The 14,231-nt window shown below is 70.0% G+C and carries 12 protein-coding genes; 5 read left to right on the forward strand and 7 right to left on the reverse strand.

The genetic code is table 11. The annotated features are described in order from the left end of the window. Positions 1 to 70 precede the first annotated feature (70 nt). The gene (locus ACFY1H_RS21610; RefSeq protein WP_366579089.1) at positions 71 to 1,240 is read left to right on the forward strand and encodes a hypothetical protein; all 1,170 of its coding nucleotides are present in this window, start codon (positions 71 to 73) and stop codon (positions 1,238 to 1,240) included. Positions 1,241 to 1,294: 54 nt separating this feature from the next. Continuing rightward, the gene (locus ACFY1H_RS21615) at positions 1,295 to 2,698 is read left to right on the forward strand and encodes an FAD-binding oxidoreductase (protein ID WP_386948798.1); all 1,404 of its coding nucleotides are present in this window, start codon (positions 1,295 to 1,297) and stop codon (positions 2,696 to 2,698) included. Between the two features lie 63 nt (positions 2,699 to 2,761). On the opposite strand, the gene ACFY1H_RS21620 is transcribed toward ACFY1H_RS21615, so the two are convergent. From ACFY1H_RS21620 to ACFY1H_RS21635, 4 genes are all read right to left on the reverse strand, one after another. After that, positions 2,762 to 3,994: a glycoside hydrolase family 88 protein gene (locus ACFY1H_RS21620; protein ID WP_386948801.1), complete on the reverse strand. Its 1,233-nt coding sequence runs from the start codon at positions 3,992 to 3,994 to the stop codon at positions 2,762 to 2,764. 200 nt (positions 3,995 to 4,194) lie between these two features. Next, positions 4,195 to 4,653: a DUF4396 domain-containing protein gene (locus tag ACFY1H_RS21625; protein WP_366579083.1), complete on the reverse strand. Its 459-nt coding sequence runs from the start codon at positions 4,651 to 4,653 to the stop codon at positions 4,195 to 4,197. Between the two features lie 40 nt (positions 4,654 to 4,693). Further along, complete coding sequence (locus ACFY1H_RS21630; protein WP_366579081.1) at positions 4,694 to 5,257, reverse strand: DUF305 domain-containing protein; 564 nt, start codon at positions 5,255 to 5,257, stop codon at positions 4,694 to 4,696. Between the two features lie 59 nt (positions 5,258 to 5,316). Then, complete coding sequence (locus ACFY1H_RS21635; RefSeq protein WP_366579079.1) at positions 5,317 to 5,772, reverse strand: hypothetical protein; 456 nt, start codon at positions 5,770 to 5,772, stop codon at positions 5,317 to 5,319. A gap of 168 nt (positions 5,773 to 5,940) precedes the next feature. On the opposite strand from ACFY1H_RS21635, the gene ACFY1H_RS21640 reads away from it, so the two are divergent. Then, complete coding sequence (locus ACFY1H_RS21640) at positions 5,941 to 6,963, forward strand: autoinducer 2 ABC transporter substrate-binding protein (RefSeq protein ID WP_366579078.1); 1,023 nt, start codon at positions 5,941 to 5,943, stop codon at positions 6,961 to 6,963. 77 nt (positions 6,964 to 7,040) lie between these two features. Here the strand turns inward: ACFY1H_RS21640 and ACFY1H_RS21645 are convergent, their stop codons facing one another. The 3 genes from ACFY1H_RS21645 to ACFY1H_RS21655 all read right to left on the reverse strand — a co-directional run bounded on the left by ACFY1H_RS21645 (position 7,041) and on the right by ACFY1H_RS21655 (position 10,736). After that, positions 7,041 to 8,657, reverse strand: coding sequence for an esterase-like activity of phytase family protein (locus ACFY1H_RS21645; RefSeq protein WP_366579077.1), 1,617 nt, complete (start codon positions 8,655 to 8,657; stop codon positions 7,041 to 7,043). A gap of 91 nt (positions 8,658 to 8,748) precedes the next feature. Then, the gene (locus tag ACFY1H_RS21650) at positions 8,749 to 9,969 is read right to left on the reverse strand and encodes a DUF6923 family protein (protein WP_386948807.1); all 1,221 of its coding nucleotides are present in this window, start codon (positions 9,967 to 9,969) and stop codon (positions 8,749 to 8,751) included. A gap of 5 nt (positions 9,970 to 9,974) precedes the next feature. Further along, complete coding sequence (locus ACFY1H_RS21655; RefSeq protein WP_386948810.1) at positions 9,975 to 10,736, reverse strand: hypothetical protein; 762 nt, start codon at positions 10,734 to 10,736, stop codon at positions 9,975 to 9,977. 517 nt (positions 10,737 to 11,253) lie between these two features. On the opposite strand from ACFY1H_RS21655, the gene ACFY1H_RS21660 reads away from it, so the two are divergent. Next, the gene (locus ACFY1H_RS21660) at positions 11,254 to 12,666 is read left to right on the forward strand and encodes a family 2B encapsulin nanocompartment shell protein (RefSeq protein ID WP_366579073.1); all 1,413 of its coding nucleotides are present in this window, start codon (positions 11,254 to 11,256) and stop codon (positions 12,664 to 12,666) included. A 181-nt stretch (positions 12,667 to 12,847) separates the two neighbouring features. After that, entirely contained in the window at positions 12,848 to 14,227 is a 1,380-nt protein-coding gene (locus ACFY1H_RS21665; protein WP_386948813.1) for a family 2B encapsulin nanocompartment shell protein, read from the forward strand. Positions 14,228 to 14,231: the final 4 nt, after the last annotated feature.

Consider the following 14,231-nt stretch of genomic DNA (forward strand, 5'->3'; position numbering starts at 1 on the left):
GGATGACGTCTCGGCAGGACCCCTTTGTCGTGGAGGAGCGGGAATGGTCCGAAGAGGTCTGGTTCGGCGGGTGACCGTGGTTTTCGCCGCGGTGCTCGCGGTGGTTCCCGTGACACCGGCCGCCGCGGCCGGGTCGTGGCGGGTGGACCTGTCCACGGTGGACGGTGACGACGTGAACGTGTCCTCGGTTTCGGGTTTCCTGACCCTGGCCGAGTCCGCGTGGAACCCGGTCACCGCGCGGAGTTCCGGCGTTCTCGTCACGGCCGCGCGCCGCCTGGGGTCCTCGGTGGGCCGGGTGACCGCGCGGGTGGTGGACGACGTCCCGGCCGGCACCGCCGTGGAGGTCGACGTCCGGGGCCGCGATGCCGCCGGCGACTGGACGGAGTGGACCCCGGCGGGCCGGGAGTTCCCGTTCGCCGTTCAGGTGGTCCAGGCCCGGATCTCGCTGTCCGGCACGGCCGACGGCGTGCGACCGACCGTGCGCGCGGTGACGCTCACCGCGTCGGGCGGCACCGCGCGGGCCGCGGTGGTCACCGAACCGCTCACCTACCGGATCTACGCGACGCGCGAAGGCCTCGTCGGCGGCAAGACGTCCAACGGGCACATCATCGCCAAGAGCGACCACTTCGTGTCGTTCCCGTCCACGAAATCGGTGTCCCCCAAGGGAACCGGCTCGTACACGGCGAAGGTCTGCCGCACCGACGGCACGCGCTGCGAGTTCGCGCCGGTGTGGGAGGTCGGCCCCTGGAACACCCACGACGACTACTGGAACCCGTCAGATCAGCGCGCCACCTTCCCCACGCTGCCGCAGGGCACGCCCGAAGCGCAGGCCGCGTTCCAGGACGGCTTCAACGGCGGCAAGGACTCCCGCGGGCGCGCGGTGAAAAACCCGGCGGGCATCGATCTCGCCGACGGCGTCTTCTGGGACGGCCTCGGGCTCACGGGCAGCTCGTGGGTGGACGTGACCTACCTCTGGACGGGCACCGGCGGCCCCGCCGGCGTGATCACCACCGCCGGCGCGCCGCTGAATCTACGCGAAAGCCCCAGCACGTCAGCGGCGATTAAGGGCGTCGCCGCGCCGTACGCGCGTGTGCCGATCGAGTGCTCGGTGACCGGCGAGTCCGTGAGCGGCGCCCTCGGCACCAGCGCGATCTGGGACCGCGTGGGCCCGGATCTGTACGTCTCGGACACGTACGTGAAACCCGGCGCCGCCGGTCCCGTCGCGCCGATATGCCCTTGAGCTGCGACGACAGGCGACCAATACTGGACAATTCGCCAAGCCTGAGGGGGCAGCATGACCACACTCGACACGAAGGACGTGACCCCGTTGCGGCGGGGGTTCGCGGGAACCGTCTTCACCGCGGCCGACGACGGCTACGACGAGGCGCGAAAGGTCTGGAACGGCCAGATCGACCGGCACCCGGCCGTGATCGCGCAGGTGGCCGGCACCGCGGACGTCTCGACGGCGCTGGCGTTCGCCCGCGAGCACGGGCTGCCGGTGAGCGTGCGCGGCGGCGGGCACAGCTTCGGCGGGTTCTCACTGTGCGACGACGGCCTCGTGATCGACCTGAGCGCCTTGCGCTCGATCACCGTGGACACGCACTCCTCCACCATCCGCTGCGGTGGTGGCACCACGTGGGCCGAGCTCGACGCGGCGGGCCAGCAGGAGGGGCTGGCGGTGCCGGGCGGCACGATCAGCGACACCGGCGTCGGCGGCCTCACGCTCGGCGGCGGCGTCGGCTGGCTGACCGCGCGCCACGGCCTCAGCGTCGACAACCTGATCTCGGCCGAGGTCGTCACGGCCGACGGCACCCCGCTGCACGTGTCGGCGGACGAGAATGCCGACCTGTTCTGGGCCCTGCGCGGCGGGGCCGGCAACTTCGGCGTGGTGACGGCGTTCGAGTTCCGCGCGCACCCGGTCGGCCCGATCATCGAGCTGGGCCTGTTCTTCTGGCCGCTCGCCCAGGGCCGCGAGGCGCTGCGCTTCATCCGCGACACCCTCACGACGCTGCCGCCGACGACGGGCGCCATGCTGGTCGGCCTCAACGCGCCGCCGGCCGATTTCGTGCCGCCCGAAGCGCACTTCGCGCCCGGGTACGCGCTCGTCATCGCCGGGTTCGAGGGGCCGGAACAGCACGCCGAGGTGGTCGCGCAGGTCCGGCGCGGGCTGCCGGCCGCGTTCGAGCTGGTCGCACCGATCCCCTACGTCGGGCTGCAGCAGATGCTCGACGACGCGGCTCCGCGCGGGATGCTGGCGTACGAGAAGGGGCTGTACGTCGACGAACTGAGCGACGAGGTGCTCGACGTGATCGCCGAGTACCTGCCGCGCAAGTCGTCGCCGCTGTCGATCACGCCGATGTTCCTGCTGCGCGAGGCCTTCTGCAACGTGGCCGAGGACGCGACGGCGTTCGGCGGCACGCGCACGCCCAAGATCGCCGTGAACCTCGCGGCGACCACGGCCGACCCGCAGGAGTTCGAGGCGGACCGCGCGTGGGTGCGCGAGTTCTGGACCGCACTCACGCCGTTCGCGTCGAGCGCCAGCGGCTACGTCAACTTCATGACGGAGTACGACGAGAACCGCGTGCGCGCGGCCTACGGCGCGGAAAAGTACGACCGGCTGGCGCTGATCAAGGCGAAGTACGACCCCGGCAACGTCTTCCACCTGGGCGCCAACATCCGGCCCGCCGTGGCCGTCTGAACGACAACCGGGCCGCGGTGCCGGCCGCCGGCGGACACGGCGGCCAGCACCGCGTTCGGGAACTCAGTGCCCCGACAGGTCGATCGCCTTGTCGAGTTCGCGGGGCTTCAGCACGCGCAGGATGCCTTCGAGGAGGTAGTAGTCCGCGTACGGCAACGAGATCTCGATGCCGTCCTCGGCCGGGCGGTTGCGCGTGCAGCGGGCCACCACGGCGTCGGCGCGGGTCGACTTCGTCGTGAGGCAGGTGCGGGAAGTCGCCTCCAGCAGGCGCAGGCCGGCCGCACGGTAGTCGGGCCGGCCCGCGGCCGCGGCGAGGTCGATGAGGCCGCACGCCATCACGACGCCGGCGGACGCGTCCTTGATGTCGTTCGGCGCCTGCGGCGCGGTGTAGTCCCAGACCGGCACGTTGTCCGGGGTCAGGGCCTTCAGCGCGAAGTCGGCGAGCCGCCGCGCGGTGGTGAGGAACGAGCGGTCTCCGGTGCGGCGGTACATCGTGGTGAATCCGTAGATGCCCCACGACTGCCCGCGCGCCCAGCAGGAAGCCGGGCTGTAGCCCTGCACGGTGTTGGGGCCGATCTCGGCGCCGGTGGCCGGGTCGAAGTCGAACACGTGGGGCGTGGAGCCGTCGGGGCGCAGGAACACGCGCTGCGCCGTCTTCGCGTGCTCGATGGCGATGTCGAGGTACTGGCTGTCGCCGGTCTGCTTGGTCGCGAAGTCGAGCAGGTCGAGGTTCATGATCGTGTCCATGATGATCCGGCCCGCGTCCTTCGGGTCGGTCAGCGAACCCCAGGCCCGGATGAAGTGGCCCTTGGCGTTGTAGCGCTTGATCAGCGACGAGGCCGCCTGGATCGCGCCGGGGCGCCACTTGTCGTCGCCGGTGATGCGCCACGCGGTGACCCACGACGGGTAGAACAGGAATCCGAGGTCGTGCGTGCTGGTGTCGTTCTGGCGCGGCGCGAGTTTGTCGGCCGATGCGAGTGCGAGCGTGCGGAATTGTTCGTCACCGGTGTGCAGGTATGCCATCCAGAGCGTGCCGGGCCAGAATCCGCCGACCCAGTCACCATTCTGCGAAAAGGCCCATTTCTCGAACTTGGTCCCGGTGGGAAACGAGGTGACACCCGGCGCGACCGCGCGCAGCTTCTGCACTGCGTAGTCTGCCGCTGAGCGGAACACCTTCTCCTGGCTCGCGATGTCGGACACCCCTTGCTCGGCCGCCGCCGCAACGGTGCTGGTCGCGGTCACCGCCACGGCGGCACCGGCCGCGGTGGTCAGCAGGGTACGCCGGGAAACACTCACGATTGCCCGCCATTTCACAGTCGTGGAAACACCAGTGGGGAAATGCCTCACGAGAAGGCCGCCTGAGTTTTACATGACGGTCATGTGGTTGTACACCCGCCAAAGCGTGCTTTCACGGTTGTGAATTGTTCATGGATGTGAACCCGCTATTCCACGCTCCGGACCGGAGTGAACCACGGGCTCACCCCGGTCCGGACCACTCAGTGGTGGTGGTGCGCGTGGACCACCGCGTGCCCCTTGCCCCGGCCGATCATCCACTTGTTGACCGGCACCGTGATCACGAAGGCGACGACGAGCGAGAACAGCAGCGACAGCCAGAACAGCGCCGTCGCCAGGCCCGCGTCCATCGCGCCCGGGACCACGACGATCACGAGGTTGTCGACGATCTCCATTACGGCGATCGACACGGTGTCGGCGGCCAGCGCGACCTTGAACGCCGCCGAGAAGGCCAGGCCCGACTTCAGGACTCCGCGCATCGTCAGGCCGTAGCCGAAGACGAACGCGAGCACGATAGACAGCACCACGGTGGCCGCGTTGTGCAGCCCGAACGCGGTGCCGAGAACCATGCCGAGCACCTCACCGATGGCACAGCCGGTGAGGCAGTGCAGCGTCGCCTGGATCGCGGTGGACCAGGACGCGCCGTGCTGGTGGTCAGTCATGTCGTCCACTATACCCCCTTAGGGTATCTCGACCCTGCGCTCAGCCGGCGAGGAGCGACTTCATCGTGGTGATCTCGGCCTCCTGGGTGTCGGCGATCCGCTGGGCCATGGCCTTCGCGGCCGCGCTGCTCCCCTGGGCCAGCTCGGTGCGCGCCATCGCGACGGCACCCGAGTGGTGCTCGATCATCAGCTCGAGCCACTTGCGGTCGTAGGCCGCGTCACGCAGCTGGTCGAGACCCGCGGTGTCGACCATGCCGGGCATCCGGCCGTGGTCCATCCCGGACATCCGGCCGTGGTCCGTGCCGCCCATCGTCGAAGGCGCTGGCGCGCCCCAGGCCTTCAGCCACGCCGTGAGCTGGTCGATCTCGGGCTGCTGGGCCTGCTGGATCTGCTGGGCCAGCTTGACCACGCGCTGGTCGCCGGTGTGCTGCGGCACCGGCACGGACATCTCCACGGCCTGGCGGTGGTGCGGGACCATGTCCTGCGCGAACGTGACGTCCGCGGCGTTGTGGTCAGCGGTCGGGGCGGCCGGTTGCGACGAGCAGCCGACGAGCACGGCGGCGATCGCGGGCGCCACGATGCCCGCCAGGAACTTGCGATTCATGACGTTTTCTTTCCTCACTGGGTACGACGGAGTTCGGACACGATGGAGCGCGTGCCCGATCAGATCCGCAGTGCGCAGGAGGCGGTGAGGAGTTCCCGGCCCGTTCGCGAAGGCGGCGCCCGGGCGAACCCGCCGGTCCCGCGTTCGACCGAACCGGGCACCGCACGCTCGCGACGCCGGCGCAGCCAGGCCAATACGAGCAGCAGGCCCGCCGCGGCCAGCAGCACCGCGAGGCACAGGTGCAGCATCGCGTGGCCACCGTCGCTCGCGGGCGGAGCGGCAATCGGATCCCCGGACGTCGACATCACCGGCACCGGCACCACCGCCACCGGGTCTGTCACCACCACGGGCGCGTCCATCGGCGAATGCGCGACGGACACCGCCGGCATCCCGCCCATCCCGCCACCGTGCGGCGCCGGGACGTGGTGCATCGCGAGCACACCGAAGACCAGCGCGCCGAGCAACAGCCAGCGCGCCGGGGCCGGAAGCGGGAACCCGCGGAGCGGTCGAGTCATCGGGAGCAGTCTAACCACATACCCCAAACGGGTATATCCCCAAGATCACCGTTGAACTCACTTCCGTAACCCTTTGCACACGACCGGTTGACCACCGTGAACACGCTCCCTTACGTTCACTCCAGGTCGCCGGCGGTGCGCAGACCGTGAAACCGAAGGACTGGTGGGATGCGAAGGCCGACCAAGACGCTCGTGCTGGGCGTCGCGCTGCTGCTCACGGCGGTGGTGGGACTCGGCAGCTGTTCGTCGGCACTCAGGACGTCGGCGGCCGACGACCGGACTTCGGTCCGGATCGCCTTCGTGCCGAAGGTCGCGGGCATCGCGTACTTCGACGCCATGAACGCGGGCGGCCGGGAAGCCGCCGAACAGCTCGGCGCGCAGTGGATCACGCGCGGCCCCGCGACGGTCGACCCGGCGGCCCAGACCGCCATCCTGCACGACCTCGTGAACCAGCACGTCGACGTGATCGCCGTGGCGCCCAACGACCCCGCGGCCCTCGCGCCCGCGATCGCCGACGCCCGCGCCAAGGGCGTCCACGTGCTCACCACCGACACCGACGCGCCGCAATCGCAGCGCGAGGTGTTCGTGAACCAGGCCTCCCCCGAGGGCGTCGGCACCGCGCTCGTCGACTCGCTCATGGCGAAAACGGGCGGCAGCGGCAAGTTCGCCATCGTCTCGTGCGGGCGGACCGCGGCGAACCTCAACGCGTGGATCTCCGTCGAGCAGACCTACGCGGCCGAGCGATACCCGAAGGCGCAGCTGGTGGAGACCGTCTACGCCGGTGAGGACACGACAACCGCGACCGAGCTCGCGAAGCAGGTCCTCGACCGCCACCCCGACCTGACGGGCCTGATCGGCGAGTGCACCACGTCGGCGCCGGGCGTCGCGCAGGCGGTGCGGGACCAGCAGAAGATCGGCCGCGTCTACACCGTCGGCACGGGCACCCCGCAGACGATGAAGCCGTACCTGCTCGACGGTTCCTGCTCGATGTCGGTGCTGTGGAACGTCGAATCGCTGGGTTACCTCACCGCGTGGGCGGCGGAGCAGCTGGTGCAGGGCCGTTCGTTCGGCCCCAGCAACAACGTGAGCCTCGAACTGCCCGCGGTGAAGTACGACGGGCGCTCGAAGACCATGCTGCTCGGCGACCCACTGCTGATCACGCAGGACAACGTGGACCAGTTCAAATACTGACGGCCGGGACCCCCGCAGCGGGAGCCCCGGCCGTGCAGTGCGTTGCGACGAGCAGTGCCTTGCCGTGAAACGGGAACTCAGCGCACGTCGATGGTGACCGTGGCCGTGGTGACGCGGGCGGGCAGCTTCGTCGTGTCGATCTTCAAGTACTCCCCGTCGTCCTGCCGGCCGTTGGGCAGGATCTTGGCGTGGAGCGCGTACGGCGGCGCAGTGTTCGAAAGGCCGTCGATGCCGAAGTCGTTGTCGTTGCTGACCACGAGGGTGCGGCCGCCGTCGGTGGTCGCGACGCCCTCCACCTTGTCGTGGCCGAAAAAGCCGCCGGTCGGGTCGAACCCGGTCACCAGCGCACCGAGGTCCAGGTACAGCTTCTTCGCCACCGGCGTGATCCCCACCTTGGCGAGATCCGCAGTGGCCTCCTCGGTGGTGTCCTTGCCGACGTAGGCGTCGATGCTCGACTGCTTGTCGCCCACGAGCAGCCCGCCCTTGGCGGAGTCGTAGGCGGCACCGGCCACCTTCGCCTTCGGCCCGACGTCGGTCGCGCCGCGCAGGTCGATCTCGTAGATCTTCTTGAACGCACCGGGTTCGAAGTTGCCGTCGCGTTCGTCCACGAGGAACTTCGTCGACGACAGCGCGGTGATCTCGCTGACCGCCGTGCCCGTGTCGTCCGGGTCCTGCAGCAGGTACAGGTACTCGTGCGTCGCGCGCGTGCGCAGGTCGACCGTGACGATCCGCAGGGTGGTCACGTTGCCGGGCTTCTTCGTGAGGTCCGGCTGCTGCAGGGCCGACTGCATGATGCCCACGAGCGTCTTGCCGTCCGGCGTGAGCGCGAGGCCTTCCATGCCCTTGTTGGGCACGCGGTACTTCAGCTCCTGGGGCAGCGAGCCGTCGAACGGCGAGAGCCGCTCGATCGCGCGGCCGTCGGCGCGGAAGTGCGTGATGAAGGGACCGTACTCATCGGACACCCAGAACGTGCCGTCGCGTTCGGCGACGAGACCCTCGGAGTCGTAGCCGTTGGGAGTGGCCGGCAACGGCTTCCCGTCGAGGCCCACGATCGTCTCGCCGGTGTCGGCGGCCGTGCTGACCTGCCCGTTGTACGGCGAACCGTCCTTGGCGCGCAACGGGATCCGCTTCTCGAGCACGGCCTTGCCGTCCTTGAGGCGGAACTTGCCGATGGCCGGGTCGAACGCGGGCAGCGGCTCCACCTTGGCCCCGTCCGGCGCGTCGACGTTCGGGCCGCGGTCGGTGAGGCCGTAGAACTCGTCGCGCGAGCCCGGCACCGGCGTGAGCGCGGAACCGTAGGCACCACCGGTGAGCTTCACGCCGCCGATGGTCGCCAGCGGCGGCAGGGAGGTCGGGTAGAGCTGCACCGCGTCCGACACGGAGTACGTGAAGGTGTCGCGACCGTGGAAGCCCGGCGCGGGCGTGTAGCTGAACGACCCGCTGGGGTCGAGGGTCAGGGATCCGTGTGCCGGCGCGGTGTGGCGCACGATGGCGCCGCTCGCGCCGCCGCGGCTGTCGTTGCCGAGTACGCCGTCGCCGTGGACCTGCAGCGATCGGCCGGCTCGGGTCCCGTAGTGGTCGTCGCGGGCGGCGAACTCGGCGTGCCCGCCGCCTCCGTGCGCCGACGCCGTGCCGGTGGCCAGCAGCGGCAGGGCGAGGATCCCCGCGGCGACCCCGATTCTCACGCGCTTCATCCGTTTTCTCCTCCTCCGGCGTCACACGACGCCGGAGGAGGAGTCTGGTTAACGGAGTTGGACAACCGCCGTCTTCGAGGCGACGCCCGCGTTAACGGCCTCGTCTCACATGCGCGGCCGCCGCTCCGCCGCCGATCACGAGCACCAGCACGGCGACGCTCCACCTGCGTTGTTTCTCCACGCGGTGGCCGGCGTCGGCCACCACCGGTTGCGGAGTCGCGACAGGACGGAACTTCGTCGGCGGCGCGACCGAGGTCGAGGCGACGATCGGGGTGGGCGAAGTCGCGTTCGGCGGCGGGGGCAATGCCGGCGATTGTTCGGCGAGCACCGGTGGTGGAGGTGGTGGTTCTTCCGCCGTCTGCGAAGGTTTCACCGAGTCCGACGACGGTGGGGGATCCAGTCGCGCGGGCGGCGGTGGGGCTGGGGGTGGCGGAGGCGGCGCGGTTGCCCCGGCGAGGCACCCGGCCGCGTCGGAGGTGTAGAGCTCGGGTCCGGTGCTGATCTCCTGCGCCCCGCCGGAGCCATCGCGTGGCAGCCGGTAGGTCACGCTGCGGTGGCCGATGCGGTTCGCCGTCGCGTAGAGGGCACCGTCCGGTCCGAACACGACCGAGCCGTACGCCGTGGCGAGCGGGAACTTCAGGCCCGGCACGATCGCGACGCGGCCGTCGCGCGGGTTGATCGTGACCACCGAGCCGTGGCCCGCGGCCGTGACCGAGACACCGTAGAGCAAGCCGTCCGCCGAGTTGTAGGCGAAGTCGTCGACGCCGGCGGACAGGACGACGGGCCGAAGCACCTGGTGCGCGACCACGTCGAGGTAGTGGGGACTGGCCGGGTCGACGTCCACTGTGTACAGACTGTTGGCGTGCAGCAGGTACCACGAGTTGCCGGCCATGGCGCCGCCCGTGGAACCCGTCGCCCAGCTCCAGATGCCGTGGCGCGCGCCGGCGCGGAACACCCCGCCGAGGTCGGTCACGTGGCCCGCTGCGTCGATCCGCACCGCGTGGGCGCCGTCGTGGAAGTGGCCCGAGGTCGGACCGTCGGCCACGCCGTAGACCACGCCCTGCGAGGCGGAGTAGGCCATCGCGTTGATCGTGTAGCCGGGGTTGCCGAGCGACTGCCGCTGCCCGGTCGGCAACGTGAGCCGGACGAACGACGACGAGTGCGAGTTCTGGCTCTCCACCTGGAGAACCGGGCACGTCGCCGGCGCGGCCGGGTGGGTCCGGCCGGGTGGTTCGAGCCACCCCGACGCCACGAGCAGCGCCGACACGGCGGCCGCGGCGGCCACCACCGGGAGGAAACGGGGAATGCGCACCGCGGTCAGCCCAGTCGCGCCAGTGCCGAGCTGAACGCGTCGGGCTGGATGCTCGCGCCGCCGCCGAACGGGTTCTGCAGCTGGAAGATCGCGTAGAGCAGCAACGCGATCGTGCCGGCCAGCGTCGACACGATCACGAGGTGCGCCGCCATGCGCGTGCCGCCGAAGAGGTTGGGCAGCAGCACGGAAATCAGGCTGCCGAGGATCAACGCGAACCACACCACGGAGCCGACCCCGCTCGTGGCGGCGTCGGTGAGGCGCGCCTGCCGGGCCTGGTAGACCTGCCACAGGTCGTTGGCGGCCTCGGTCTTGCGGTCGTTCTCCCAGTCGTCGGTCGCCTGCGCGCCGGCGATGGTGCGGCGCATCTGGTCGAGCTGCGTCCAGCCGGTGTCCGGGATCGTGCCGCCGTCGGCCAGGCGCGGCCATTCCTGGCGCTGCACGGTAGTGGCGTACGCAGTGGCGAGCTGTTGCACGCGTTGGCCGGTGTCACCGGGCAGCGCTTCGGCGGCCCAGGTCATGGAAACGAGGCTGTCGGCCTCCGTGTAGGAACCGTCGCGCGCGGTGCCCACGGCGTCGAAGAGCGAGATCAGCACGAACGCCACCAGAACCGCGTGGAGCCCGCCGACAATGGTGAACACCTGACCGGCCGCATCGTTGTTGTCACGACGACCTTCATCCCAGCCGAACCGCCTCACCAGATAGCCGATACCGCCGCCGACGACAGCCACTCCGACCACCCAGAAGATCCCGGTCAGGTAGACGCTCATCTGACCCCTTTCACACTCGAAGCCCACTGGATCCACCATTGTTCGGCGAATTACCGGAAGTGGGCCCGCTCAAGTTAGTCATCTGATTCCCAGGCGACAAGAAGCGACAGTTCGGTTCATTCGAGTGGCCCTGCGACGTGCCCGATGATCACTGGAACGGAGCAGTTGAAAGTTGGAACACCTGCTCTGGATATGCCCGTTCACCTGGGGTACACCGGCGATCTTCGGTCGAACTTCCCGTCCGGGTGAGTCCTGTCGACCGAGGGTGACGAACGCGGTACCGATCAAGATCGTCTGAAACTGGCGCGCCAACAACAGCAACTGGAATGTCCGATTACCCGTTCTGGCAAACAGGTGAACCGGCCCGGTTACCCGATCGTGGGATTGTCGGGCGAGGCCGGCTTGCTATGTTGATTCCGCGGTGCCGACCCGAATGAATTGCAGCAGGATAACGAACTCCAATTCGTGCTGGAAACTTTCTCACACGTCCGAAATCCGACGATAGGTGGTTTTCGCTGTGACCGTCACGGACCCCGTGGACTCCGCGAATCAGGAACAACCGCAACTGAGCCTGGGCCGGGCCGCGGCCCGCACGCTCGCGACGACGACCAAGTCCGTTCCGCAGATGCAGGGCATCACCACGCGGTGGCTGCTCAAGGTGCTGCCGTGGGTGGAGGTCTCGGGCGGCGCGTACCGCGTGAACCGCCGGCTGAGCTACGCGGTGGGCGACGGCCGCGTCACGTTCACCACCACCGGCGCCGAGGTCCGCGTGATCCCGCCGGAGCTGGGTGAACTGCCGGCGCTGCGCGGTTTCGACGACGAAGAGGTGCTCATCGAGCTGGCCGGCCGGTTCGTGCAGCACGAGTACTCCCCCGGCGACGCGCTCGTGGAGTTCGGCCACCAGGCCGACCAGATCTTCCTCGTGGCGCACGGCAAGATCAGCAAGGTCGGCACCGGCGCGTACGGCGACCAGACGGTGCTCGGCACACTGGCCGACGGCGACTACTTCGGCGACGCCGTGCTCACCAACGCCGACGGGATCTGGGAGTACACGGCGAAGGCCGTGACCGCGTGCACCGTGCTTTCCTTGTCCCGCAGTGAGTTCCAGGGCGTGCTCGACCGCTCCGACGCGCTGCGCGAGCACCTCGACGCCGTCGCCGCCGGTTCGGCCGGGCCGGCCAACGACCACGGCGAGGCGGTGATCGACGTCGCGTCCGGGCACGACGGCGAACCGCAGCTGCCCGGCACGTTCGTGGACTACGACAGCTCGCCGCGCGAGTACGAGCTGAGCGTGGCGCAGACCGTGCTGCGTGTGCACAGCCGCGTCGCCGACCTCTACAACCAGCCGATGAACCAGATCGAGCAGCAGCTGCGGCTCACGGTCGAGGCCCTGCGCGAGCGGCAGGAGCACGAGCTGGTCAACAACCGCGACTTCGGTCTGCTGCACAACGCGGACTACTCCCAGCGCGTGTCGACCCGCACCGGCCCGCCGACGCCGGACGACTTCGACGACCTGCTTTCCCTGGTGTGGAAGGATCCCGCGGTCTTCCTGGCGCACCCGAAGACGATCGCGGCGTTCGGCCGCGAGTGCAGCCGGCGCGGCGTGTACCCCGACGCCGTGGACCTCGGCGGGCACCAGGTGCCGGCGTGGCGCGGCGTGCCCGTGTTGCCGTGCAACAAGATTCCGGTCACCGACACGCGCACCAGCTCCGTGCTGCTCCTGCGCACCGGAGAGCAGTCGCAGGGTGTCGTCGGTCTGCACCAGACCGGGCTGCCCGACGAGTACCAGCCGGGCCTGAACGTGCGGTTCATGGGCATCAGCGAGCAGGCGATCATGTCGTACCTGGTCAGTGCCTATTACTCCGCCGCCGTGCTGGTGCCCGACGCGCTGGCCGTGCTGGAGAACGCCGAGATCGGGCGCGGTGACTGAGCATGGCCGCGCCCGCCACCCCGCCGCGCCCGCCCGAGGCCGCCCCCGTGCGGCCCGGGTCGGCGCCACTGCCCCCGTCGGCGTTCGGGCCGACGGGCCTGGGCACGAGCGCGCTGCGGATCGTGCCGAGGCCCGCGTCCCAGAGACCTCCCGAAGCTGAGCCCACCAAGCGAGGAACCGCATGACCGTGACCGAAGAGCCGCCGCTTTCCCTCTCCACGCGCGCGGCCCGGACCCTGGCCACCACCACCAAGTCGCTGCCGCAGATGCGCGGCATCACCCCGCGGTGGCTGCTGTCGCAGCTGCCGTGGGTGGAGGTGCCGGCCGGTTCGTACCGCGTGAACCGCCGGCTGACCTACACCGTCGGCGACGGCCGGGTGAGCTTCTTCAACACCGGCGCGCGGGTGCAGGTGGTCCCCGCGGAGCTGGCGGAACTGCCGCTGCTGCGCGGCTTCGCCGACGCCGACGCGCTGTCTGCGCTGGCCGAGCGCTTCGAACAGCGCGAGTACGAGCCGGGCGACACCATCGTGACGGCGGGTTCGCCGCTCGACTCGGTGGTGCTGGTGGCGTTCGGCAAGGTTTCGCGCACCGCACCCGGTTCGTACGGCGCGGAGGCGAACCTCGGCACCCTCACCGCCGGCGACCACTTCGGCGGCGAGCTGCTGGGCGGTTCGGCGGGTGACTGGAAGTTCACCGCTCGCGCGGCCACTCGCTGCATCGTGCTGGCGCTACCGGCGGAGGCGTTCGAGCGGCTCAACGGGCGCGCCGAAAGCCTGCGCGCGCACATCGCCGAGGTGCTGGCCGGCCCGCGGCGCGAGCACAACAAGGCCGGCGAGGCGAGCATCGACCTGTCCGCCGGGCACGACGGCGAGGTCGCGCTGCCGGGTACCTACGTCGACTACGACCCGGCGCCGCGGGAGTACGAGCTCGCAGTGGCGCAGACGATCCTGCGCACGCACAACCGCGTGACCGATCTGTACAACCAGCCGATGAACCAGCTGGAGCAGCAGCTGCGGCTGACCGTGGAGGCGTTGCGGGAGCGGCAGGAGCACGAGCTGGTGAACAGCACCGACTTCGGGCTGTTGCACAACGCGGACCTCGGCCAGCGCGTGACCACACGCAGCGGCCCGCCGACGCCTGACGACCTCGACGAGCTGCTGTGCCGGCGGCGCAAGTCGCGGTTCTTCCTGGCGCACCCCAAGGCGATCGCCGCGTTCGGGCGCGAGTGCACGGCGCGGGGCCTGTACCCGGCGAACGCGGTGCTCGACGGGCGCCGGGTGACGACGTGGCGCGGGGTGCCGCTGCTGCCGTGCGACAAGATCCCGATCTCGCCGCAGGGCACCACGTCGATCCTCGTCATGCGGACCGGCGAGGAGGACGCGGGTGTGATCGGGCTGCGGCCGGCGGCGTTGCCGGACGAGTACCAGCCGGGGCTGAACGTGCGGTTCATGGGCATCAGCGACCGGGCCGTGACTTCGTACCTGGTTAGTGCGTACCACTCGGCCGCGGTGCTGGTGCCGGACGCGCTGGGAGTGCTCGACGACGTCGAGATCGGGCGCTGAGCTT

The sequence above is a fragment of the Amycolatopsis sp. NPDC001319 genome (assembly GCF_042896185.1).
In the GTDB taxonomy this organism is placed as follows: domain Bacteria; phylum Actinomycetota; class Actinomycetes; order Mycobacteriales; family Pseudonocardiaceae; genus Amycolatopsis.

Excerpts from the sequence above, each read along its gene's own strand:
- ACFY1H_RS21615 (WP_386948798.1), top strand. The coding sequence starts at position 1,295 with ATGACCACACTCGACACGAAGGACGTGACCCCGTTGCGGCGGGGGTTC.
- ACFY1H_RS21625 (WP_366579083.1), bottom strand. The coding sequence starts at position 4,653 with ATGACTGACCACCAGCACGGCGCGTCCTGGTCCACCGCGATCCAGGCG.
- ACFY1H_RS21630 (WP_366579081.1), bottom strand. The coding sequence starts at position 5,257 with ATGAATCGCAAGTTCCTGGCGGGCATCGTGGCGCCCGCGATCGCCGCC.
- ACFY1H_RS21635 (WP_366579079.1), bottom strand. The coding sequence starts at position 5,772 with ATGACTCGACCGCTCCGCGGGTTCCCGCTTCCGGCCCCGGCGCGCTGG.
- ACFY1H_RS21640 (WP_366579078.1), top strand. The coding sequence starts at position 5,941 with ATGCGAAGGCCGACCAAGACGCTCGTGCTGGGCGTCGCGCTGCTGCTC.
- ACFY1H_RS21645 (WP_366579077.1), bottom strand. The coding sequence starts at position 8,657 with ATGAAGCGCGTGAGAATCGGGGTCGCCGCGGGGATCCTCGCCCTGCCG.
- ACFY1H_RS21655 (WP_386948810.1), bottom strand. The coding sequence starts at position 10,736 with ATGAGCGTCTACCTGACCGGGATCTTCTGGGTGGTCGGAGTGGCTGTC.
- ACFY1H_RS21665 (WP_386948813.1), top strand. The coding sequence starts at position 12,848 with ATGACCGTGACCGAAGAGCCGCCGCTTTCCCTCTCCACGCGCGCGGCC.